The organism is Cloacibacterium rupense (genome assembly GCF_014645495.1).
GTDB classification, from domain to species: Bacteria; Bacteroidota; Bacteroidia; order Flavobacteriales; family Weeksellaceae; genus Cloacibacterium; species Cloacibacterium rupense.
The window spans coordinates 68,953-91,278 of record NZ_BMLV01000001.1 but is presented as its reverse complement, the minus strand read 5'-3'; the positions used below and the strand labels follow the sequence as shown (position 1 = coordinate 91,278).

The 22,326-nt window shown below is 32.7% G+C and carries 22 protein-coding genes; 5 read left to right on the top strand and 17 right to left on the bottom strand.

The features are described 5' to 3' along the window. Positions 1-49: 49 nt before the first annotated feature. Positions 50-886 carry a formyltetrahydrofolate deformylase gene (purU, locus tag IEW40_RS00450; RefSeq protein WP_188616108.1) on the bottom strand — a complete coding sequence of 279 codons (837 nt, stop codon included), beginning with the start codon at positions 884-886 and terminating at the stop codon, positions 50-52. Positions 887-1,078: 192 nt separating this feature from the next. Between purU and IEW40_RS00445 the strand changes: the two genes are divergently transcribed. Continuing rightward, positions 1,079-2,605, top strand: coding sequence for a hypothetical protein (locus tag IEW40_RS00445; protein WP_188616107.1), 1,527 nt, complete (start codon positions 1,079-1,081; stop codon positions 2,603-2,605). A 23-nt stretch (positions 2,606-2,628) separates the two neighbouring features. Here IEW40_RS00445 and IEW40_RS00440 read toward each other — a convergent pair whose 3' ends face one another. The 7 genes from IEW40_RS00440 to IEW40_RS00410 all read right to left on the bottom strand — a co-directional run bounded on the left by IEW40_RS00440 (position 2,629) and on the right by IEW40_RS00410 (position 10,559). After that, positions 2,629-3,936 carry a M48 family metalloprotease gene (locus IEW40_RS00440; protein WP_188616106.1) on the bottom strand — a complete coding sequence of 436 codons (1,308 nt, stop codon included), beginning with the start codon at positions 3,934-3,936 and terminating at the stop codon, positions 2,629-2,631. A gap of 111 nt (positions 3,937-4,047) precedes the next feature. Beyond that, positions 4,048-5,850 (bottom strand): translational GTPase TypA, encoded by a 1,803-nt coding sequence (typA, locus tag IEW40_RS00435; protein WP_188616105.1) that lies wholly within the window; start codon positions 5,848-5,850, stop codon positions 4,048-4,050. A 178-nt stretch (positions 5,851-6,028) separates the two neighbouring features. Further along, on the bottom strand, positions 6,029-6,760 hold the full coding sequence (locus IEW40_RS00430) for a T9SS type A sorting domain-containing protein (RefSeq protein ID WP_188616104.1): 732 nt from the start codon (positions 6,758-6,760) through the stop codon (positions 6,029-6,031). 197 nt (positions 6,761-6,957) lie between these two features. Next, a complete protein-coding gene (locus IEW40_RS00425) occupies positions 6,958-8,052 on the bottom strand; it encodes a 6-phosphofructokinase (RefSeq protein ID WP_188616103.1) in 1,095 nt (364 codons plus the stop codon). Between the two features lie 392 nt (positions 8,053-8,444). Beyond that, a complete protein-coding gene (locus tag IEW40_RS00420) occupies positions 8,445-9,248 on the bottom strand; it encodes a hypothetical protein (RefSeq protein ID WP_188616102.1) in 804 nt (267 codons plus the stop codon). Between the two features lie 136 nt (positions 9,249-9,384). Next, positions 9,385-9,831 carry a hypothetical protein gene (locus IEW40_RS00415; RefSeq protein WP_229663337.1) on the bottom strand — a complete coding sequence of 149 codons (447 nt, stop codon included), beginning with the start codon at positions 9,829-9,831 and terminating at the stop codon, positions 9,385-9,387. 182 nt (positions 9,832-10,013) lie between these two features. Next, positions 10,014-10,559: a hypothetical protein gene (locus tag IEW40_RS00410; protein ID WP_188616100.1), complete on the bottom strand. Its 546-nt coding sequence runs from the start codon at positions 10,557-10,559 to the stop codon at positions 10,014-10,016. A 521-nt stretch (positions 10,560-11,080) separates the two neighbouring features. Here IEW40_RS00410 and IEW40_RS00405 point away from each other — a divergent pair. Then, on the top strand, positions 11,081-13,204 hold the full coding sequence (locus tag IEW40_RS00405) for a Tex family protein (protein WP_188616099.1): 2,124 nt from the start codon (positions 11,081-11,083) through the stop codon (positions 13,202-13,204). A 172-nt stretch (positions 13,205-13,376) separates the two neighbouring features. Here the strand turns inward: IEW40_RS00405 and IEW40_RS00400 are convergent, their stop codons facing one another. Continuing rightward, positions 13,377-14,330 (bottom strand): D-2-hydroxyacid dehydrogenase, encoded by a 954-nt coding sequence (locus IEW40_RS00400; protein WP_188616098.1) that lies wholly within the window; start codon positions 14,328-14,330, stop codon positions 13,377-13,379. A gap of 192 nt (positions 14,331-14,522) precedes the next feature. On the opposite strand from IEW40_RS00400, the gene idi reads away from it, so the two are divergent. Both idi and gcvT read left to right on the top strand, forming a co-directional pair. Next, positions 14,523-15,032: an isopentenyl-diphosphate Delta-isomerase gene (gene idi, locus IEW40_RS00395; RefSeq protein WP_188616097.1), complete on the top strand. Its 510-nt coding sequence runs from the start codon at positions 14,523-14,525 to the stop codon at positions 15,030-15,032. 95 nt (positions 15,033-15,127) lie between these two features. After that, positions 15,128-16,207, top strand: a complete 1,080-nt coding sequence (gene gcvT / locus IEW40_RS00390) for a glycine cleavage system aminomethyltransferase GcvT (RefSeq protein ID WP_188616096.1) — start codon at positions 15,128-15,130, stop codon at positions 16,205-16,207. 55 nt (positions 16,208-16,262) lie between these two features. Here gcvT and IEW40_RS00385 read toward each other — a convergent pair whose 3' ends face one another. Further along, a complete protein-coding gene (locus IEW40_RS00385) occupies positions 16,263-16,583 on the bottom strand; it encodes a hypothetical protein (RefSeq protein ID WP_188616095.1) in 321 nt (106 codons plus the stop codon). 17 nt (positions 16,584-16,600) lie between these two features. Continuing rightward, positions 16,601-16,951 (bottom strand): arsenate reductase family protein, encoded by a 351-nt coding sequence (locus tag IEW40_RS00380; RefSeq protein WP_188616094.1) that lies wholly within the window; start codon positions 16,949-16,951, stop codon positions 16,601-16,603. Positions 16,952-17,019: 68 nt separating this feature from the next. Between IEW40_RS00380 and IEW40_RS00375 the strand changes: the two genes are divergently transcribed. After that, entirely contained in the window at positions 17,020-17,484 is a 465-nt protein-coding gene (locus IEW40_RS00375; RefSeq protein ID WP_188616093.1) for an acyl-CoA thioesterase, read from the top strand. A gap of 60 nt (positions 17,485-17,544) precedes the next feature. On the opposite strand, the gene rny is transcribed toward IEW40_RS00375, so the two are convergent. From rny to IEW40_RS00345, 6 genes are all read right to left on the bottom strand, one after another. Then, positions 17,545-19,116: a ribonuclease Y gene (rny, locus tag IEW40_RS00370; RefSeq protein WP_188616092.1), complete on the bottom strand. Its 1,572-nt coding sequence runs from the start codon at positions 19,114-19,116 to the stop codon at positions 17,545-17,547. A 281-nt stretch (positions 19,117-19,397) separates the two neighbouring features. Then, positions 19,398-19,685 carry a cell division protein ZapA gene (locus IEW40_RS00365; protein ID WP_188616091.1) on the bottom strand — a complete coding sequence of 96 codons (288 nt, stop codon included), beginning with the start codon at positions 19,683-19,685 and terminating at the stop codon, positions 19,398-19,400. Beyond that, positions 19,685-19,987 carry a hypothetical protein gene (locus tag IEW40_RS00360; protein ID WP_188616090.1) on the bottom strand — a complete coding sequence of 101 codons (303 nt, stop codon included), beginning with the start codon at positions 19,985-19,987 and terminating at the stop codon, positions 19,685-19,687. Before IEW40_RS00360 ends, IEW40_RS00365 begins: the two co-directional genes overlap by 1 nt. Before the next feature lie 176 nt (positions 19,988-20,163). Beyond that, positions 20,164-20,922 (bottom strand): type IX secretion/gliding motility protein PorT/SprT, encoded by a 759-nt coding sequence (porT, locus tag IEW40_RS00355; RefSeq protein WP_188616089.1) that lies wholly within the window; start codon positions 20,920-20,922, stop codon positions 20,164-20,166. 7 nt (positions 20,923-20,929) lie between these two features. After that, complete coding sequence (gene ubiE, locus IEW40_RS00350; protein ID WP_188616088.1) at positions 20,930-21,646, bottom strand: bifunctional demethylmenaquinone methyltransferase/2-methoxy-6-polyprenyl-1,4-benzoquinol methylase UbiE; 717 nt, start codon at positions 21,644-21,646, stop codon at positions 20,930-20,932. A 48-nt stretch (positions 21,647-21,694) separates the two neighbouring features. Further along, the gene (locus IEW40_RS00345) at positions 21,695-22,261 is read right to left on the bottom strand and encodes a hypothetical protein (RefSeq protein ID WP_188616087.1); all 567 of its coding nucleotides are present in this window, start codon (positions 22,259-22,261) and stop codon (positions 21,695-21,697) included. Positions 22,262-22,326 lie beyond the last annotated feature (65 nt).

Here is a 22,326-nt window from a genome sequence, read left to right as displayed (position 1 = left end):
TTCAAATCATAAATTCTACGTGTATAAATCTTTAATTTACAATAAAATCTTACTCAAAAATCACTGTCTTATTATCATCGATAAAAACTTTATCATTGAACACCAATTTCAAAGCTTCGGCTAATACTTTTTTCTCTACTTCTTTGCCCAGTTTGGCTAAATCTTTGGCGTTTTGTGCATGATTGACCTTGATGATGTCTTGATAAATAATTGGGCCTTCATCTAAATCATCGGTTACGAAATGTGAGGTTGCGCCAATCATTTTCACACCTCTTTCGTGGGCTTGTTTGTAAGGATTTGCTCCGATAAATGCTGGCAAAAACGAATGATGGATATTGATGATTTTATGTTTGAATTTTTTGACAAATTCAGGCGTGAGGATTCTCATAAACTTTGCCAAGACGATATAATCAAAATCGTATTGTTGTAGAATTTCTGCAATTTTCTGTTGGTGTTCTTCTCTGGAAATATTTTCGGCAGGAACGTAATGGAAAGGAACATTGAATTTTTGGGTTAAGTTTTTCAATGTTTCATAATTACCAATTACCGATAAAACATTGAAATTCATTTCGTTAAATTCGTTCCTAATCAATAAATCAGAAAGGCAGTGGTGTTCTTTGGTAACCAAAATCACGACATTTTTCACCTTTTTAAGAGACAATTCTACTTTGGCATCTTCAGGTAAAATATTTTGAAGTTTGGTTTTCAAATCATCTACTTGGCAATCCCCAGAAAACTCGGTTCTCATAAAGAAAAGATTCTTTTCGGCATCTACAAATTCGTCATTTCTTTCTACATTAAAACCTTCTTCGAAAAGGACATTCGAGATTTTATAAATTAAGCCTTTTTGGTCAGAGCAAGAGATTCTTAGGATGTGTTTTTGCATTAGATCGTGTATAAAAATAAAATGATTTGATATTTAAGAAAAAAAATTTAATCATTGTTAAAAATTTATTCTCTTTTTTTTGTTTATTATTCAAATTTAGTAAAAAAGGCTTCACCAAAGAAAAAGAGCCACTATTTTATTTATTTTACCGTGAAATCTTCTTATATTTGAATCTTACTTTTAATCAAAACCATGAAAAAATTAATCACTTTTATTGTAGTGCTTTTTAGCACTTTTATTTTTGCCCAAACTCAAGACCTTTATTCTTTAGCAAAAGGAGATTACTTAGGATTTAATGCACTTTTTGACGACAACAGCAACCTCTATGGCTATATAGCATTATATGGATATGGAAAATCTGGAGACAAAACTAAAAAATTTGAATATGTGATTTTAGACAAAAACTTAAATCCGGTAGCCAATAAAGAATTTGAGGGTGATATTACCACTAAAGACTATTTCGGGTACATCGATTTCAGAAAAAAGTTGGTCTTATATCCTACAACAGACCGTTTCGTCGTAAAAGATAAAGATTTTTTCTATCCACGTTCCAAAGAAATAAATCTTGCAGAAAACTCTATCAAAAACAAAATCTATTATGATTATAAAGATGGTAAATTTACCGAAGAGACAGAGCCTAAAAACGTGAGAGACTCTAGAAAAGAAGATAAGGCCGAAAAAAAACTTAAAGGTTACAATTATATTTCTGTAGTGTATGAGATTAAAGAAGGAGGATTCTTAGTTTTTGAATTTAATGACTATGGAAACTATACCAACAACGAAAATCTATTAAGATATGACGAAAACAAAAACCTTTTGTGGACTTATAAATACAACACAGAAGGTAATAAAAAGAACTCTGAATCGATAAGAATTTTCGAAAAAGATGAAAATTACATTTATTGTATTCTCACCAAAGAAGTAAAAAGAGAAAAATCTTTTTTTCTGCAAATTATGGATATAAAAACCGGAAAAGTAGTATCTCAACAACCTATCGTTGGGCTTTCTAAAGAGAGCTTGGAAAACATGACCCATGTATACTCTTATATTGAAAGTGTAGATAATGATAAAACGTTTGATGATAAAATAGTAATGGTTTTTAAGAACTATCAAAACATTTTCAGACATACTGGTTTTGTAAGATTTGTACTCGACAAAAAAAACTTAGATTTTAGTATTCAAGAATTAAATTACATTGATTTAAAAACAACCGTCCCAGAGATTAATGAGTACGGAGAAGTTGGAAGTGGCTATCGCCTAGACATCAAAGATTTTTATTTCTTAGAAGACGGAAGTGTGGGTATTTTAATGGAAAAATTGAAACCAGAAGGAGAATATAACGCACCTAAAACCACAGATTTGGTATATGCTTACACAGACAAAGATTTCAAACTGAGTGGAGCAAAAGTATTCAAAAAAGAAAAAACAAAATGGGCAATCAATGCAGATTACCTTTTTTCTCAATATTTAAATGATGGAAAAGATGTCGTTTTCTTTTATCGAGATTTACAAAAAGATGAAAATACAAAAGAAAAAAACTGGAATCTCTTCATCAATACTTTAATAAACGGACAGTTCAATCAAGAAAAAGTACAAATCTCTGAAAAAGACAACTTTACCGTAATTCCATACGTTGCAAAAGATGGATATATTCTTTTGAGAGAATTTAACGAAAAAGAAAAATTCAATAAAATTAGGTTAGAAAGATTAAATTACTAACTAACACATAAAAAAAGGAGCTTCTAAGAAGTTCCTTTTTTGTTGTAAAAATCTGCAATATTTTTAATATCATCTATACTTAAGTTCCACATAAAATTGAGAAATTGCTGATAACTTTTGCTCTGTTTCGTGGGCTCTACCCTATCTAAATATCGGTTGAGGTTGTAATTTTTACGGGCAAGATATATCTTATCAAAAAGCTTCCCCAGCCACATTTTATAATATTCTTCTTCTTCTTTGTCTTGCAAAAACTGCATAGAAACATAGACTGCTATGCCATAATCTTCGGAATGAAATAAATTGGGCAAAATCTCCATTCTGGCAATCTTCTGTAAATTTTCGAAATTAGCATCTGGTTTCAAAGGAGCTTCAGAAGAAGTAAGTTCTTTAAAGTTTTTTTGAAGAATCTCTATTCTCTTAGACATCTCAGGATGTGAAGCCAAAGAATCTTTATCTAATTTTTCTTTGTAAAAATCATAATTATAGAGAGAAAAATCTTCTGACTTCATCCATTTTTCTTTAAAAGGATGATTGGGAACATCAAAAAGCATTTTATAGGTTTCTACTTTAAGTTCTCTTGGCGAGATAGAATCAAAATCTTTAAGATTATTAAGGGCATTCAGAAATTCTATTTTCTTAAATCCTGAATTTTTAAAAAGTACATATCCCAAAGAATCTGCTTTTACTTCTTGCTGTCTCTTTTCTATTCCTTTTTTGTAAACTCTGTTTTTAAAAATTTCAAAAGCAGTACTAGACTTGTTTACTGTAACAGATTTTAGGTTTTCGATGGTGGTTTTATCGTTGGTATCTTCTTGTATTTGCTCTACCAACAAATTCAAAGAATGTTCTAGAATATTATGTGCTATTTCGTGGCAAATAACACTCGCCACTTGGTCTTTATTATTTAACCAATTAAACAAACCCATATTGATGATAAAAGTTCCATCTGGCATGCAATAAGCGTTGGGCATATTATCTTTGGCAATTAGAACCTTTAGATTCTGAGGAATTTGAGAATTATTTTTTTTGAGCTCTGCAATTATCGCATCTATTTCTCTATCAAAATCAGATTTAAAAGTATAATCTTTATTTTTAACATCTTTTTCAAACTCAGCAAAGAATTCGTTGTAATATTTTTCTAGTTTATTAACAACTTTGCTTTGATACCTATTTTTAAAACCTTTGATAAGGATGTTATTTTTGTCTTTTGCAATTTTCAGAAAATCATTTCTTAAAATGTAATCTGCTGTATCTATTGGTTTATAAGATTGCGAGAAACCGCTATAAAAAGTAAAAAAGAGGATAAAAAGGAGTAGCTTTCTATGGTTCATATTGTTTTTTTGAATTTTGATTTGTACAAAGTTACTTATTTCCAATAAAAAACAAATAGAAATTTGACAATAAAAAAGGCGATTCTTATGAGAGAATCGCCTTTTGTTTATTTATTTTGCTTGTCTTTCGGCACGTTTTCTATCTTCTTCAGAAAGTATTTTTTTACGCATTCTGATGAAGTTTGGCGTCACTTCTATACATTCATCTGCTTGGATGTATTCCATACATTCTTCTAGAGAGAATAAGATTTTTGGAGCAATGTTTCCGTCTTTATCTTTACCGGCAGCACGCATATTGTTTAGCTGTTTTGCTTCCACAATGTTTACCACCAAATCACCAGGTTTGTTTTGCTCACCAATAATCATCCCTGCATAAATTTCTTCGCCCGGGTCTACAAAAAACTTACCTCTATCTTGCAATTTTGCGATAGAATATTCTGTACAAGGACCTTGCGTTTTAGAAATCAAAACCCCATTATTTCTTCCCGGAATAGCACCTTTGAAAGGCTTATAATCTGTGAATCTATGCGCCATAATCGCTTCACCTGCAGTTGCAGTCAACATCTGAGAACGCAATCCGATTAAACCTCTTGAAGGAATTTCGAATTCTAAGTGTTGCATTTCACCTTTGGTTTCCATAATGTGTAGGTCACCTTTTCTTTGGGTAGCCAAATCGATTACTCTAGAAGCGTATTCGTCTGGAACATCTACCACCAAACTTTCGTAAGGTTCGTGGTTTTCTCCGTCTACATCATGTAGAATAACTTGTGGCTGACCAATCGTCATTTCGTAGCCTTCTCTTCTCATTGTTTCAATAAGAACCGACAAGTGAAGAATACCTCTACCAAAAACTAGGAAAGTGTTTGCATCTTCGGTTTGCTCTACTCTTAAGGCTAAGTTTTTCTCTAATTCTTTTTCTAATCTTTCTTTCAGGTGATTAGAAGTAACATATTTACCATCTTTACCAAAGAAAGGAGAATTGTTGATAGAGAAAGTCATATTCAGTGTAGGCTCGTCAATAGACAATCTAGTCAATGGTTCTGGATTTTCTAAATCTACGAAAGTATCCCCAATTTGGAAGGCATCAAAACCAACTACAGCACAGATATCACCCGCTTGTACTTCAGTAACTTTTTTCTTACCTAATCCTTCGAAAATATATAATTCTTTTACTTTTCCTTTTAAGATATTGCCATTTTCTTGTGCTAAACCAATCCATTGAGATTCTTTGATAGAACCTCTGGTTACTTTACCTACGGCTATTCTTCCTAAAAACGAAGAATAATCTAGAGAAGTCACTTGCATTTGAAGGCTACCTTCTTCTACTTTTGGTGCAGGTACGTATTGTAAAATACCATCAAGAATTGGTAAAATATTATCTGTAGGCTCTAAAGAAGTATTGAACCAACCTTGTTTAGAAGAACCGTAGAACGTAGGGAAATCTAATTGTTCTTCGGTAGCATCTAATGCAAAAAACAAGTCGAAAACTTTGTCGTGAACTTCATCTGGACGACAGTTTTCTTTATCCACTTTATTGATTACCACAATTGGTTTAAGACCCAATTCTAAAGCTTTATGCAAAACGAATCTGGTTTGAGGCATTGGTCCTTCGAAAGCATCTACCAATAGCAAAACCCCATCAGCCATTTTAAGCACACGTTCTACTTCACCACCAAAATCGGCGTGTCCTGGCGTATCGATTACATTGATTTTAGTATCTTTATACGTAACAGAGATGTTTTTAGAAAGAATGGTAATTCCTCTCTCTCTTTCCAAGTCATTGTTATCCATAATCAAATCTCCAGATTCTTGATTCTCTCTGAAAACATGAGTAGCATGGATAATCTTATCAACCAAAGTGGTTTTACCGTGGTCTACGTGAGCAATAATTGCGATGTTTCTAATATTTTGCATATTCATTTTTTGAAGGTGCAAAAGTACGGAAAAAAGTTGGAAGTTGGAAACCTATGACCAGAAGATTAATATTAAGTTAAAATACTGATTATGAATTTGTTTTGAAAATCGAGAGTTTTGAAAATAAACTTCCGAATTAAAAATCCTTGGCATTAGAAAAATTTTGTACGGCAAGATTTTATTCTTTAATTACTTTAATCAGTACATCCATACTATCTTTATTAGATAATTTTACAAAATAAATACCTTTTGGTTGTGTTACATTAAGTTCTATAGATTTGGTATTATCATAAGATTTTTTAAGTAATATTTTCCCAGACATATCTAATAAACTTAAATCTATTGTAGAGATGGTTTTATTAAATTTAATATTAAACATATCTTTTACTGGATTTGGATAGAAAACTATGTTATTTTTTAAAATATTATTATCTAACCCTAGATTACTTATTATGGAACAATCAGATTCAGAAAAAGAAGGAGTACTATTTCCTAACCAGCCTAAACAACCTGGCTTGGGTGTATCGCTAGTATTTAATGATAGGTTAGATGAATAATCAATGGAAGTAGCCATTCCTTCATATGTTAAACCTGCTTTTAACAAACACTCTCCCAAAAACCATTCTGCAAGTGAACCGTTTCCGTAGTAAAATCTCTGCCATTTCCAATCACTACCAGTCCACAAAATCATATAAAATTCTTCATTAACACCAGCACATTCCCATTCGGTAGTAATTAGACTGGGATCTGAAATTAATTTTATATAACTGGGTTTTCCATTGATTGTATTATAAAATTTATAAACTCCTAATGCATTGTTATAACCACTAGTTCCGCCTACTGTAATATCTGATTGCGCAAACGAAAAGACAAATTGCATAAATGCTAAAAAGAATAATATTTTTTTCATATTTTGATAATTTTAAAACAAAAATAACAAATTTTTATTAACAATAAAACCATAAAACAGCAATATTTCCATCATTTAGAAAAAACTAATAAAAACAAAGCCAACTTCATTATCCTGAAGTTGGCTTTTATATTTTTGAACTCTGGAAGTATTTTTTCCAGTGTAAAATTATCTTATGAAATAGAAATTTGATGGAACTAATCTCCAAAACTAATGCCTACTCCTTTTGCGGTTTTCACCATATCACAATTTGGGTCTACAAAGTTAGGACGGTCTATCGCTTCTTTGAAAGGTACCGAAATAATATTTGGATGACGGTAAGCTACCATCTGACCATACTCTTCATTCAAGACCATTTCAAATGCTTTTACCCCAAACTGAGTGGCTAAAATTCTATCATAAGCCGTAGGTGTACCTCCTCTTTGTAAATGTCCTAAAACTGTTTCGCGCATATCTGCCTCAAAACCTATAGATTTCAAATCTCTGACTAATTTATGAGCTACTCCTCCTAATCTTAAATTTTCGTAGCCTACTTCATCACTTACTTCAGAGAGTAAACTTCCCCCTTTTGGTATGGCACCTTCTGCAATCACTACAATAGCATTTCCTTTACCTTTGTTGTATCTATCGTTTAGTCTTTTTACTACTTTTTCGATATCATAAGGAATTTCAGGAATCAAACAAACTTCTGCACCACCTGCAATGGCAGCGTGCAAGGCAATCCAACCGGCATATCTTCCCATAACTTCTAATACCAAAACTCTGTTATGACTGGCAGCTGTAGTCACCAATCTATCTACCGCTTCAGTAGCAATTTGTACCGCAGTTTGAAAACCGAAGGTAAAATCGGTAGCAGACAAATCATTATCAATCGTTTTTGGAACCCCAATGATGTTGAGTCCTTTTTCGTACAATTGTTGAGATATTCTTTGTGAGCCATCACCACCAATGCTGATTACCGCATCTACGCCAAGATATTGCAATTTGCGCACCATTTCATCTGAACGGTCTACTGCTTCCCAAACACCATCTTTATTTTTATAAGGCCACGCAAATGGTCCACCTTTATTGGTAGTACCTATAATGGTACCTCCATCTTTATGAATTCCGGCTACGGTTTTATCATCTAAAACCATAATTTCTGTTGGTTCTTTCAATACTCCATCATATGCATTGATGCTTCCTACCACTTCCCAATCTTTTTCTTGAGACGCTCTTTTTACTATACCTCTCATTACAGCATTTAATCCTGGACAATCTCCACCTCCTGTTGCTACTAATACTCTTTTCATTTTAATATTAATTTTTTTGTAAGTTTTATCAACTTTTTTCACTTCTAAATTATTGAAAATTTTTGCTTTTAAAAATTTTTCAAATTTACTATTATATTTTTGTTTATAATTTATTTTTTCAAAGATAATCTCCTGATTTTTGACAGTATTTTTTTGAAAATGAAAGTTTTAATGTATTTGGGGTAACAAACCAAAAAAATGATAGATGAAACGGTAGTAAATACTAATAATTATGATAAGTGGTTGATGATATTGAGCTGATGTATTTACGGTGATTAAACCATAACAAAATTTTGTTATGATTGTTTTGCTCTAAGTTGCAAACTTTATTAGTGTTTTTTAATCTGCTCAAAGTTGCAAACTTTGGAGAGCAGGATTATTATCAACAGTCTTTATTTGTAATGAAATAGCAATTCCATTTCACTATTTACTGGAGTCCCAACTGCTGTTGCGGGTTTCCATTTTGTTCTATTTATAAATTTTTGTATTTGTTCTTCAATTTCAACTTTATATTTTTCATTTTCTTTATTTTGAAATGTAGATTCTATTTTCAAGTTTGTTATTCTTCCATCTTTCCACAAAATAAAATAGGCATTGGAATAGGAATAGTATTTTTCATTTTTAAATTTAAAATTTGCAGGATATTTAAAGGTTTTGAAAAAATCATTTTTGTAATTTTCTAAAAATTCTGAATAATCGTCTGTTCCTGGATATCTAGATGTCATATCGCAATCTTGAAATTTAAAAACATCGTTTCTATGCTTGTGCATATAAATCTTTTCAGCAACCTGTCTTAAAGAGTCAATAAATTTTATTCCATACCTTTTTTGAATTTCTTTTTCCATCACTTTTCCATAGCAATTTTGTTGATTCCAAGGAATAGTGCAATAATATCCATCAGTTTTGATGCCGATTGAGTATTTACTTAATATTGAGTCCATTTCCATATCACTTCTATACTCATCGACCATTCCATATAAATGAGTGTAGAATATCTTATTTTTCTTAATATCTTCATTAGCCTGTCTTGTTTGGGAGTTACACAATGAATCCCAATATTTTTTTTCTTCGTCTTCCATTGGAACAGAAACACTTGCAATAGGGGTGTATTCTGATTTTCCATTAGAATTCTTTTTGGCTCTGCAGCAAAATAGAGTTAAAATAAAAAATAATATTATTGATATGCGATTTTTCATAAGATTGCCGATAACATCCGCTGCTCAAAGTTTCATGACTTTGAGCCAAACTTACACATCATCGTTTGTCTGCTTTTTAAATTCATTTTTGTTACTTTAAGTAGAAAACTTTGCACCACTAAAATGTAATTTATTTTTAATTAATGTTTAATAATGAATAATACATTTGATATTTTTTATGTTTATCCAATCTAATTTTAAACTTTACAATCTCTTGTTTTTTATAAAAAAAATATTTTTTTTTATAAATTAATTTATCGAGAACTAAAATAGAACTACCATCTCTATTTTTTTCTAAATTATAATTTTTAGTACCTGTTTCTAGAGAATAGTTAAAAGAATACCCTAGAAGATATACATCAAGCTTACGTTGCTGATTAAATTCAGAAAAATTATTTAAATCAAATGAAATAATATTATTCCCAAACTTGTAACTGATAGAATTTTCAGTCTTCTCTATTGGCAAAACTAATGTGTTTTCATTGTGCTTTATTTTATAATCATTAATAATTAACATGAACAAATTAAAACCTTTGAAAAGAACGAACAAAATAATCAAAATTGAAATATACTTCTTGTACATAATAATAAACTTAAATAAATAGAATCTTCCTTAATGCGAAAAATTAATCGATACACATTCTATGACTTTGAGCCAGTCTTTTCATCATAATTACTATATTTCCAAAATTCATTTGTTACTTTTTATCATGGCTCAAAGTTGCAAACTTTGCAGAGCGGGTTAAATGTTCTTTCTCTAAAGTCTTAGTTGTCATTAAATAGTCGCACTAAAAAGTCCTTAATTTTTGTTTCAGTCCATTTTTCTGAAGTCCCTGAAAAGTTGTAAGCGAAACCATTTTTACAACCAAAAAGAAAAATTGTATTCACGTTTTTCTCATCGCTTTTTGCTTGCCACAAAATGTAACCTTTGTCCGCTTGGTTGTCAACAGTCGTAACCTTCAAGCCTATTTTTTGCCAATACTCTGCGTCCCATTTTACAAAGTCAGTCACAAATTCATTGTCTGTCTGGTTATTTTTATAAAACGGATATTTATCCTTTGGATTTTTAGTTACTGCAATTGTTGTCGATTCGTTGTTTGTAAAGAAATGCTGTTTGCTTACTTGATTGTAACTTGTTTTTGCCCATTTTTCTGGAAAAACAATATTACCATAGGGCAACAAAGTCAAAGTTGTTTGATTTTTCTTTTCGTCATAACTGTCAGCGACAAGCACACTTGTTTGTGTCGTCTTGCAGGAATTCAACAAGACTAATAAGATTCCAATTAAGAAATTTAAATTTTGTCTATTCATTTCTGTTAATTTTCGTTTTACACTGACCGCTAACTCAAAAATACAAGAGACACGATACTAAATTATTGATTTATAACAAAATATTCGTTTGTAAAAAATTGTAAATATTTTATTGGTTATGATTTTGAGTCAATGCTTATTTGTTTTTTATCAAATTTAAATAAAATTTATGAATGCGAAATACGGGAAGTCGGAAAATTGATGAAATTGATGAAAATCATTGAACCTAAATCCCCAAAAACAAAAAATTTTCTTGCATTTCTTTTGGTCTTGTTCGAGACTTCTTCGGAAAAACGTCTCTTTTTCCGAAGAACACCCGAAGAAGTCTCGAAGAAGACTCGAAAGATTCTAAAAGAGGGGTGGACAAAACTGGACAAAACTGGACATTTGCGGACATTTCTGGACAATAGTGGTCAATAGTGGTCAATAGTGGTCAAAACTAGACAATTCTGGACAATTTAATCCCTTGCATTGATTTTTCTAAAAATCCCTCGTATTTTAGCACCTCGAAAATTGATACAATGACCGCAGAACAATACATAAAAGAACGTTTACAACTCCCTACCAAAAGCATAGAGAACACCCTTCAGTTGCTTTCTGAAGACTGCACCATTCCTTTCATTGCCCGTTATAGAAAAGACAAAACAGGCAATCTGGACGAAGTAGCCATCGAACAAATCTATAAACTCAATAAAATTTTTGATGAAATTGTAAAGCGTAAAGAAAGCATTTTAAAATCGATTGAAGAGCAGAATGCTCTTACGCCAGAACTTTCACAAAAAATTAATCAAAGTTTTGATTTACAGGAAATTGAAGACCTCTATCTTCCCTACAAAAAACGTAAAAAAACCAAAGCTGATGCTGCCAGAGAAAAAGGTTTAGAACCATTGGCCAAAATCATTATGTCTCAAAAATCTGATGATGTAGAATATCTTGCCACTAAATATTTGAGCAAAGATGTAGCCGATGAAGACGAAGCTTTACAAGGCGCAAGAGATATTATTGCAGAATGGCTCAATGAAAATCTATACATCAGAAAAAATCTGAGAAGACTATTCCAAAGAAAAGCAGTGATAGCTACCAAAGTAGTGAAAACCAAAAAAGAGGAAGAAGATGCCCAGAAATTCTCCCAGTATTTTGATTGGCAAGAACCGCTCAATAGAACGCCTTCTCACCGACTTCTCGCCATGCTAAGAGCAGAAAATGAAGGTTTTGTAAAAGTTTCGGTAGATGTAGAAAAAGACGAAGCTCTAGAAATGATGGAAAATGCGGTGATAAAAACCAATAACGATTGCGCCCAACAAATAAAATTGGCGATTGCAGATTCCTACAAAAGATTGTTAGAGCCCGCTATTTCTAACGAAGCGTTGCAAGAAGCCAAAGAAAAAGCGGACATCAAAGCGATAGATGTTTTTGCAGAAAATCTGCAACAATTGTTATTGGCCGCTCCGCTTGGTGAAAAAAGAATTTTGGCAATTGACCCAGGCTATAGAACCGGTTGCAAAGTAGTTTGTCTGGACGAAAAAGGCGATATTTTGCACAACGAAACCATATTTCCGCACGCTCCACAAAACGAAGCTGGAATGGCAATGAAAAAAATAAAATCTCTCGTCAATTCTTGCCATATAGAAGCCATTTCCATAGGAAACGGAACGGCAAGTAGAGAAACAGAGCAGTTCATCAAGAAAATTGGTTTTGATAGAGATTTACAGGTTTTCGTGGTTTCTGAAGCGGGAGCTTCTGTTTATTCTGCGAGTAAATTGGCAAGGGAAGAATTCCCGAATTATGATGTTACGGTTCGTGGTGCGGTTTCTATTGGCCGAAGACTTTCTGATCCTCTTGCTGAACTCGTAAAAATAGACCCAAAATCAATTGGCGTTGGCCAATATCAACATGATGTAGACCAAACTAAACTCAAAGAAAAACTAGATAATACGGTGATTTCTTGTGTAAATTCTGTAGGCATTAACCTCAATACCGCAAGTAAATCTCTTCTCTCCTACGTTTCTGGAATTGGTGAAAAAATGGCGGAAAATATTGTGAATTTCCGTGCTGAAAATGGTGCTTTCACCTCCAGAAAAGATTTGAAAAAAGTACCGAGATTGGGCGAAAAAGCCTATCAACAAGCAGCAGCTTTCGTAAGAATTAAAAATGCTAAAAATCCGCTAGATAATTCTGCGGTGCATCCCGAAGCTTATGCTTTGGTAGAAAAAATGGCGAAAGATTTGAGTTTGAAAACCGAAGAACTCATTGCCAATAAAGAAAAAATTGACCAAATTAACCCTGAAAAATACATTACCGAAGACATCGGAATTCTCGGAATTAAAGACATTTTAAAGGAACTTTTAAAACCCGGACTCGACCCAAGGAAATCTGCCAAAGTTTTTGAATTTGATAGAAATGTGAAAACCATCAAAGATTTGCACATCGGAATGATTTTACCCGGAATTGTGAACAATATCACGGCTTTCGGTTGTTTCGTAGATGTAGGCATTAAAGAAAGTGGTTTGGTGCATATTTCTCAACTGAAAGATGGTTTTGTTTCGGATGTGAATGAGGTGGTGAAACTGCATCAACACGTACAGGTAAAAGTGTTGGAAATAGACGAACAAAGAAAAAGAATTCAGTTGACCATGATTTTATAAACAAAATTACGCATTAGACAATAAATGTTATATTTTATGTAAATAGGACTTTCGTCCTATCCTTTATTAAATCGTCCCTTTGGGACTTTCTATATTCTAATGAGCAATTTGGCATAAACAAAAAAGTGCTTGATAATCAAGCACTTTTATTATATAAAAGGGTTATTTTCTTTTATTTCAAAATAGCAGAAATCTGCGCTGCCAATTCTGTCCCGATTCTGTCTTGTGCCTCTTCTGTAGCAGCACCAATGTGTGGTGTAAGAGAGATTTTAGAATGAGAAAGCACTTTAGCAGATGGTGTAGGTTCGTTTACAAAAACATCTAAACCAGCGAAAGAAACTTTACCAGAATCTAGCGCCTCCATCAAAGCTTCTTCATCTATTACACCTCCTCTAGCACAGTTAACCACCGCTACTCCATCTTTCATTTTAGCAAATTCTTCTTTGCCAAGCAATGCTCCATTTTTCTGGGCAGGAACGTGCAACGTCACAAAATCAGATTCGTTTAACACATTTTCTAGAGGTTCAGTTTTTATAGGAATAACCACCGATTGATTGTTAGGGAAATCAAGTTTAATTTCTACATTTTCTATAAAAGCATCTGCTGCTTTTACATTCATCCCAAGACCGAAAGCTATTTTAGCCACTTCTTGACCAATTCTACCAATACCGACAATACCTATGGTTTTACCACGAAGTTCCATTCCTTTTTCGTAGTTTTTTTTCAGTTTTGCAAACTCTGTATTTCCAGAAACAGGCATTTTTCTATTAGAATCTTGTAAAAATCTCACTCCTGAAAATAAATGTGAGAAAACCAATTCTGCCACACTTCCAGACGAAGCTGCAGGCGTATTAATCACACTAATTCCTTTACTTTTGGCGTAATCTACTTCTATGTTATCCATTCCTACACCACCTCTACCAATAATTTTGATGGAAGGACACTCGTCTATCACTTCTTTGGTCACTTGGGTAGCGCTTCTTACCAAAAGTACAGCTACTTGATTTTCATTAATGTAATTGATTAAATTTTCTTGAGGAACTTTATTGGTAATTACCTCAAAACCATTTTGTTGTAAAGCATCAACTCCAGATTGATTCAAACCGTCATTTGCTAAAATCTTCATTTTATTTAATTTTTATTTTTTTAAATTTTGAGACCTCAAAGTTATAGAAAAAAGTATAAAAAACTCCTCAAAGAACTGCTCTATATGTTAATTAATTATTAACAAAACTGCAAAAACACTAGAGAAAAGAGAAAGGACAAAAATAATTCTCTATCTCATTTATAATAATTAAATTTGGGAATTCTAATATTTATGGAAGAAAAAGTAGTTTTAGTCAACGAAAAAGACGAAGTTTTAGGTCTTATGGAAAAAATGCAAGCCCACGAAAATGGAATCTTGCACCGTGCTTTTTCTGTATTCCTTTTCAATTCTAAAGGCGAAATGCTTTTGCAAAAGAGAGCTGCCGAAAAATACCATTCACCCAATCAATGGACGAATGCTTGTTGCTCTCACCCAAGAGTTGATGAGACCTACGAAGAAGCTGCCCACCGAAGAATAAAAGAAGAACTAGGGATAGACTGCCATTTGGAAGAAAAATTTTGGTTTATCTACAAAGCTGATGTAGGGCAAAACCTATGGGAGCACGAACTAGATCATGTTTTTGTAGGAAACTATGAAGCAGATTTCCATCTTAATCCAGAAGAAGTGTCAGAAGTAAGGTATATTTCTATGCAAGATTTAGACGAAGAAATGAGAACCCACCCTGAACATTTCACAGAATGGTTTAAAATTATTTTGGAGGAATATCAACATCATTTTTGATGGTTGATGGATGATGGAAGATGGGAGATGGGAGATGGAAGTTTTAAAATTGCAAATTAAAAAAATAATAAATCTTAAATAAAAAATAGTTTAAAATGAATAAAACTGCGTTGTATAACAAACACGTTTCACTAGGTGCTAAAATAGTTCCTTTTGCAGGTTTTGAAATGCCTGTGCAATATTCTGGGGTTACCGAAGAACATTTTGCGGTAAGAGAAAAAGTAGGAATTTTTGATGTTTCGCATATGGGGCAATTCTACGTAGAAGGGGCTTCTGCTAAAGATTTGTTGCAATATGTAACCAGCAATAACGTAGAAAATCTAGAAAACGGTAAAGCGCAATACTCTTGTCTACCTAACGGAAATGGCGGAATTGTAGATGATTTAATTGTCTATAAAATAGAAGACGAAAAATATTTTGTGGTGGTCAACGCTTCTAATATTGAAAAAGATTGGAATCATATTTCTGCTTACAATGAAAAATTCGGGGCGAAAATGACCAATGTATCAGAAGAGACTTCACTCATCGCGATACAAGGTCCGAAAGCAACGGAAACATTACAAAAATTAACCGAAACCAACTTATCTGAAATTCCTTATTATCATTTTACCGTAGGAAGTGTAGCAGGTGTAGAAAACGTGATTATTTCTAATACAGGCTATACGGGCAGTGGTGGTTTTGAGATTTATTTCAAAAATGAATTTGCAGAAAAACTTTGGGATGAATTAACCGTTGCTGGCGAAGAATTTGGGTTGATTCCTTGTGGATTGGCAGCTAGAGATACATTGAGATTAGAAAAAGGGTTTTGCCTTTACGGAAACGATATCGATGACACTACCTCTCCGCTAGAAGCAGGATTAGGATGGATTACCAAATTTGATAAAGAATTTGTAGATAAAGAATTTCTTTTAAAACAAAAAGAAGAAGGCATTTCCCGAAAACTAGTTGGTTTCGAAATGCAAGAAAAAGCCATCCCAAGACATGATTATTTGGTGGTAGATGCAGAGGGAAATGAAATAGGAAAAGTAACTTCTGGTACCATGAGCCCAATGAAGAAAATAGGCGTAGGTTTGGCTTATGTAGCTGCACCACATTATAAACTAGGCAGTGAAATTTTTATACAAATTAGAAATAAGAATATTCCAGCAAAAGTGGTGAAATTGCCGTTTGTTTAATCAGCAAATTTCGATCAATAAAAAAAACGTTCAAGATTTACACTTGAACGTTTTTTTATGGTTGATGTTGATAGCAATAATCATTTCCTATTCTTGTATAATGTTTACATCTTTTTCCAGATTTTGTAACTCCTTTGCATCTGTTTTTAGAATTTACTCCGTTCACTTTTTTGGGTTTAGAAACAATACCATAAACGGAAGAAATAGGAGGATTACAAATTTTACAAGGGGACAAACCTAATTCAGATGCTTTAGATAAAGAAATTTCAGAAGAAACATTTTTTACCATTCTGCAAGAAGCTAAATGATATTTACTCCCGGAAGGTGTTTTATATACCGTTTGAGCTTTTAATTGAAGTCCAAAAAACAGTATCAAAAACAGAAATTTGTACATTACGATGCAAAATATCTTTTAAGATTAGATATATTTTCTTTATCATTTCCAATAAAAATTTCTTTATCTGTTACAAAAACAGGACGTTTCAAGAAGGTATAGTGGTTCATTAATAATTCTTTGAAATCTGCTTCTTGCATTGATTTTAAATCTAATTCTTGAAGTTTTATTTGGGTAGATTTTTTATTGAAGAGCGCTTCGTAGGATTGAGAAACTTTGTACATTTCTTCTATCTCTTCTTCTGTAATGGGCTGTGTTTTTATTTCTCGTTTTTCCCAGTCGTTTAAATCAAATTGCTTTAAAATTTTAAGACAAGTATCACAAGTTTTTAGGTAAAATACTTTTTTCATCTGTCAAATGTAAGATTTATCCTAGTATTTAGAAAATTATTGAATATCTTTATTGAAAATTTTTAGGAATGACCAACAAAACGATTTTTCAATTCATCTCAGAACCGGGAGATGTCAACTATGGAGGGAATGTACACGGTGGCAGTGTAATGAAGTGGATAGACCAAGCGGGATATGCCTGCGCAAGCTCTTGGAGTTCTAGTTATTGCGTCACGGTTTATGTTGGTGGCATTAGATTCTTTTCTCCTATCAAAATTGGGCATATTGTAAAAGTAGAAGCCGAAGTCATTTACACTGGCAAGAGCAGTATGCATATCGCCATTAATGTATTTTCAAGGAATATAAAACGCAAAGATTTTGAGAAAAAAACGCATTGTATTATTGTTTTTGTTGCGGTAGATGATGAGGGCAATACGGTAGAAGTACCAAAATTTGTCCCAGAAACCGAGCAAGAAAAACAGTTGGAACAATACGCCATCAAGTTGATGGACCTGAGAAAACAGATAGAAGACGAAATGAAGCCATTTCTGTAAATAAAAAAACTCCTTCCAAAAAAATGGAAGGAGTTTTATTTTAACAACTGAAAGCCATCATTATCTAGCGATATTTACAGCTCTAGTTTCTCTAATTACGGTTATTTTCACTTGACCAGGATAGGTTAATTCATTCTGAATTTTTTCAGAAATGTCATATGAAAGTTGGTGTGCAACTTCGTCTGTTACTTTCGCAGATTCTACCATTACTCTCAGTTCTCTACCAGCTTGGATGGCGTATGCACTAGACACTCCCTCGAAACTTAAAGCCGCAGCTTCTAGGTCTTTTAATCTTTGGATGTATGATTCTAGCACTTGTCTTCTGGCACCTGGTCTAGCCCCAGAAATACCATCGGCTACTTGGATAATTGGTGAAAGAAGAGAAGTCATTTCTACCTCATCGTGGTGAGCACCTATGGCATTTACCACTTCAGGATTTTCGCCATATTTCTCAGCCCATTGCATTCCTAACAAAGCGTGAGGAAGTTCTGATTCTTGTTCAGGAACTTTACCTATATCGTGTAATAGACCAGCTCTTTTGGCTAATTTCACATTTAATCCTAGTTCAGCAGCCATAGTAGCAGCAATGTTTGCAACTTCTCTTGAGTGTTGCAAAAGGTTTTGTCCGTAAGACGAACGGTATTTCATTCTACCCACAATTTTCACCAATTCTGGGTGTAAGCCATGAATTCCTAAATCTATGATGGTACGTTTACCGATTTCTATAATTTCTTCGTCTATTTGTTTTCTGGTTTTCTCTACCACCTCTTCTATTCTAGCAGGGTGAATTCTACCATCTGTCACCAATTTGTGAAGCGATAGTCTTGCAATTTCTCTTCTTACAGGGTCAAAACAAGAAAGAAGAATAGCTTCTGGCGTATCATCTACGATGATTTCTACACCGGTTGCAGCTTCTAATGCACGGATATTTCTACCTTCTCTACCAATGATTCTCCCTTTTACCTCGTCTGATTCAATATTAAAAACAGAAACAGAGTTTTCTATGGCTTGTTCTGTACCAATTCTTTGGATGGTCTGTATCACCACTTTTTTGGCATCATTTTTAGCATTCAGTTGGGCTTCTTCCATGATGCTCTGTACGTAAGCCTGAGCTCTGGTTTTGGCTTCTGCTTTCATAGATTCTACCAATTCGTTTTTAGCTTCTTCGGCAGAATAGTTAGAGATTTTTTCTAGCATTTCCACTTTCTGAGCGGTAGCTACATCTAGTTCTTGTTGTTTTTTTACAACAATTTCATGTTTTTTGTTGTATTCAGCAACTTGTCTTTCAAGGTCTTTTTCTAGTTTACCTGTTTTGCTCAGTTCGTCATTTAGTTTTTGTTCTTTGTCTCTGATTCTTTTCTCAGCTTCTTGCATTTTTTTCTCGCGAGATTGAATGTTTTCGTCATGCTGAGATTTGAGTTCTAAGAATTTTACTTTTGCCTGAGCTTCTTTTTCTTTTTTAATGGCTTCAGCCTTTACATTCGCATTTTCTATAATGTTTTCAGCAGTTTTTTTAGCATCTTTTACGATAAATTTTGCTTTAGAATTCAGTGAGCTTTTGGAAAGTACAAATCCAATAACAAAACCTACAACTAAGCACACAATGCTGATAATAATAGCGGTTAGTGTCATATATATTGAGTTTTAATTGTCTATATTTTGTTTCGAGTTCCGAGTTTCGGGTTTCGAATTATCTATTCTTTTTTTTAATTTTAATTCAATAAAAAACCTACAACAGTTCAATGATATAGAGTAAACTCCTAATCAACACGATTTGAACTGATTTCTATGCTTTGTAATCTGCGATATGCAGCACGCCATTGCAAAGACATTTGTTCGGTAATTGTTTAGCGTTGAGTTTACCTGTAATGTGTTAGAACTATTGTAGGCAATATTTTATAGAAAAGAAAAATCTACTTTTCTATTTCATCTAATAATTGATTAAGTTTCGTTAATCTTTCATTAGTGTTATTTATTATTTTTTCGTTATTTAATTGATGTACTTCTGCATTAGCTCCTAATTTTAGAGCGCACATGGCTAGTGCATCTTGCTTATCTTTTACATCAAAATTGGCTTCAAACTCTCTAATCATCGTTTCAATTTGTTTACCTACTCTACGAAGGGTTTCTTCTTCGGTAGCAGGTACATTGAGCGGATAATTTCTTCCTGCAATGTTGATGGTAATTCTTCTCATTTCCATTACAGACCACTATTTTGAAGTTGAGCAATACAAGAATCTATCTCTTTTACCAATCTATTGATGTGGTTTTTCATCAATCTATTGTGGTCAGGATTTCCTGATATTGCTGAAATTAACTTTATCTTTTTTTGTTCATCTACTAACTCCTGATTCTTTTTATGCTCTTCGTCGTATTTGGCTTTTAATTGATGATAATCACTAGCCAAACTTGCATATTTTTCTAAAAGATCTTTTTGGTTTTTTCTCACCTCATCAATCTTTTTTTCGAGCAAAGAAAAATTGGTTTCTAATTCTTTAAGCATTCAGGTGTTTGTTCTAACTAATGCAAAAATATAAAAAAAACAATTCAAATAAATAGAAATTTAATGTTAATTTAAAGTTTTACTTTAAATAAAAAAGAAGACTCTTCCGAATCTTCTTTAAATCAAATGTTTAAGTATTTTTAATTTATCCTTTGGGAGATGATAAAATTCTTTTTTTATTCAAATTTTAGGACAAACATAAACGCTCTGGTCTGTATGGTGTTCATAGCAGCTGCCCAATATGGTGGAGTGCCTGGGTTATCTGCCACCAATTCATTATTAAAGAAAAAAGTACCTCTAAAACCTGGGGTCAACTTAAATCTAGAAAAATAAAATTGAATGCCCATTTCAGCAGACCAACCAAAGTTATGAGTGGTAGTTCTGAAAATGCCTTGTTGGTTATCATCTGAAGCACTAGAATTGGATTGCAAATTCATCATATAATTTAATCCACCAGCTACATAAGGTCTAGAATTATACCATCTATCCACATGAAATTCTAGTAAAACAGGTACATCTACATAGGTAGATTTTACCCTTCTGATTTTGTCTGCATCGGTAAGAACTAATGCACTAGAATTAACTTGAGTATTGAATGTAAGTTCTCTATCTACAAATTGCAAACCTGGTTCTACCCTTAGGTCAAAATATTCATTAAGGCGCATTTTACCAATTAGCCCCGCTCCGAAACTATAAGTAGGCTTAGACTGAACTAGATTTTGCTTGTTGTAAATACCGTATTTTGGGTTTAGGACTATTTTATAATCATAATTATTCATATTGAGAAAGAAACCCCAGCTGTAGGTTTGTTCATCAAATGCCTCTAGATTATCTAATCTGTCTTTGTTTCTAAACAATTGAGAAATCTGCGCATTGCTCAAAAAGAACGTTTGCAATAGACTTACGAATAATATTTTTACAAATAGTTTCTTCATTACGTGTTTATTTAGTCGCTTTATAAATGGTGGCAATACCGAAGCTTTGCTTTTTGTATTCTACCTTTTTAAAACCTGTATCTAATAAAATTTGTTTCATTTTTTCACCAAAAGGAAATGCGTTTACAGAATCTGGAAGATAGGTATAGGCTCTATTGTCTTTAGAAACTAATTTCCCGATTTGTGGTAAAATGTTCTTGAAATAAAACATATAAAAAGGGCCTAAAAAACCTTCAACTTTAGAAAATTCAAGAATATAAACGCTTCCATTTTCCTTAACCACTCTTCTGAGTTCTGCCAAACCTTTTTCTAGGTTTTCGAAATTCCTTACTCCAAATGCAACGGAAACAGCATCAAATTTATTATCCTCAAAGGTAAGATTTTCTGCATCACCTTTCACCATGGTGATTTTATTAGAGAGATTTATTTTCTTGATTTTGTCTATTCCTACGTTTAGCATCTGCTGAGAAAGGTCTAGTCCTACCACTTCGGCTTCTAAACCTTTTTGAACTGCTATTGCTAAATCACCCGTTCCTGTAGCCACATCTAAGACCAATTTAGGAGCATCTTTTCTCATCCATTTTACCAAATTATTTCGCCACAAGACGTCTATTTTCATTGATAAAACGTGGTTGAGTAAATCATATTTCGGAGCTATGTTATCGAACATATCTTCTACTTGTGTTTTTTTGCTTTGGTCTGTATTATAAGGGGTTACTTGCATGGTTTATAATTGATGATTGATGATTGATGGTTGATGGTTGATAATTGATTATTGATAATTTTCTTTGTAGAAGTTTTTGAAATCCTCTTTTCTATAAATTTTGGTTCGAGATTCTATTTTATCTATATTTTTGATGACTTTATCATAGTCTTCATCTAAATTGTAATAAAAGTCTTCAATATACAATTTTTTATGATGAATAACGTGACCTGGCAATTTTTCTCCATCTAACTCGAAACTGCTGGAAACCAAAAGAGAGTCTTTATTGGGTACATAACCGTAAAATTGGCGATGGATATAATAATCACTATTGGTAATATTAATCAATCCTCTGTATTCTTTCACGGTAAAAGCAGAATCAAAAAGAAGTTTCTTATTCTCGTCAAAGACTTTAATCTCATTTTTCTTACCTCTGTTCAGGTCTACTTTTATGTATTGACCAGATGTAATAATTTTTTCTTCTCCGTTATTTACTTTAAAATAAAAAGTTTTAGAAGTAGGATTGTCTACCAAATACTCATTTTTCTTCGCTAAAAAGAAAAAATAGATAGCAAATGCAATAAGCATCACTCCGAAAGCTACTAAAAAGCCAATTAATGGCGCATTTTTTTTCATAAGTTCAATTAATAGACTTTTTGCAAATTTAATAATAATTTTATTTGTGGTTGTTATGATTTTAA

Excerpts from the sequence above, each read along its gene's own strand:
- purU (WP_188616108.1), bottom strand. The coding sequence starts at position 886 with ATGCAAAAACACATCCTAAGAATCTCTTGCTCTGACCAAAAAGGCTTA.
- IEW40_RS00445 (WP_188616107.1), top strand. The coding sequence starts at position 1,079 with ATGAAAAAATTAATCACTTTTATTGTAGTGCTTTTTAGCACTTTTATT.
- IEW40_RS00440 (WP_188616106.1), bottom strand. The coding sequence starts at position 3,936 with ATGAACCATAGAAAGCTACTCCTTTTTATCCTCTTTTTTACTTTTTAT.
- typA (WP_188616105.1), bottom strand. The coding sequence starts at position 5,850 with ATGCAAAATATTAGAAACATCGCAATTATTGCTCACGTAGACCACGGT.
- IEW40_RS00430 (WP_188616104.1), bottom strand. The coding sequence starts at position 6,760 with ATGAAAAAAATATTATTCTTTTTAGCATTTATGCAATTTGTCTTTTCG.
- IEW40_RS00425 (WP_188616103.1), bottom strand. The coding sequence starts at position 8,052 with ATGAAAAGAGTATTAGTAGCAACAGGAGGTGGAGATTGTCCAGGATTA.
- IEW40_RS00420 (WP_188616102.1), bottom strand. The coding sequence starts at position 9,248 with ATGAAAAATCGCATATCAATAATATTATTTTTTATTTTAACTCTATTT.
- IEW40_RS00415 (WP_229663337.1), bottom strand. The coding sequence starts at position 9,831 with ATGTACAAGAAGTATATTTCAATTTTGATTATTTTGTTCGTTCTTTTC.
- IEW40_RS00410 (WP_188616100.1), bottom strand. The coding sequence starts at position 10,559 with ATGAATAGACAAAATTTAAATTTCTTAATTGGAATCTTATTAGTCTTG.
- IEW40_RS00405 (WP_188616099.1), top strand. The coding sequence starts at position 11,081 with ATGACCGCAGAACAATACATAAAAGAACGTTTACAACTCCCTACCAAA.
- IEW40_RS00400 (WP_188616098.1), bottom strand. The coding sequence starts at position 14,330 with ATGAAGATTTTAGCAAATGACGGTTTGAATCAATCTGGAGTTGATGCT.
- idi (WP_188616097.1), top strand. The coding sequence starts at position 14,523 with ATGGAAGAAAAAGTAGTTTTAGTCAACGAAAAAGACGAAGTTTTAGGT.
- gcvT (WP_188616096.1), top strand. The coding sequence starts at position 15,128 with ATGAATAAAACTGCGTTGTATAACAAACACGTTTCACTAGGTGCTAAA.
- IEW40_RS00380 (WP_188616094.1), bottom strand. The coding sequence starts at position 16,951 with ATGAAAAAAGTATTTTACCTAAAAACTTGTGATACTTGTCTTAAAATT.
- IEW40_RS00375 (WP_188616093.1), top strand. The coding sequence starts at position 17,020 with ATGACCAACAAAACGATTTTTCAATTCATCTCAGAACCGGGAGATGTC.
- rny (WP_188616092.1), bottom strand. The coding sequence starts at position 19,116 with ATGACACTAACCGCTATTATTATCAGCATTGTGTGCTTAGTTGTAGGT.
- IEW40_RS00365 (WP_188616091.1), bottom strand. The coding sequence starts at position 19,685 with ATGGAAATGAGAAGAATTACCATCAACATTGCAGGAAGAAATTATCCG.
- IEW40_RS00360 (WP_188616090.1), bottom strand. The coding sequence starts at position 19,987 with ATGCTTAAAGAATTAGAAACCAATTTTTCTTTGCTCGAAAAAAAGATT.
- porT (WP_188616089.1), bottom strand. The coding sequence starts at position 20,922 with ATGAAGAAACTATTTGTAAAAATATTATTCGTAAGTCTATTGCAAACG.
- ubiE (WP_188616088.1), bottom strand. The coding sequence starts at position 21,646 with ATGCAAGTAACCCCTTATAATACAGACCAAAGCAAAAAAACACAAGTA.
- IEW40_RS00345 (WP_188616087.1), bottom strand. The coding sequence starts at position 22,261 with ATGAAAAAAAATGCGCCATTAATTGGCTTTTTAGTAGCTTTCGGAGTG.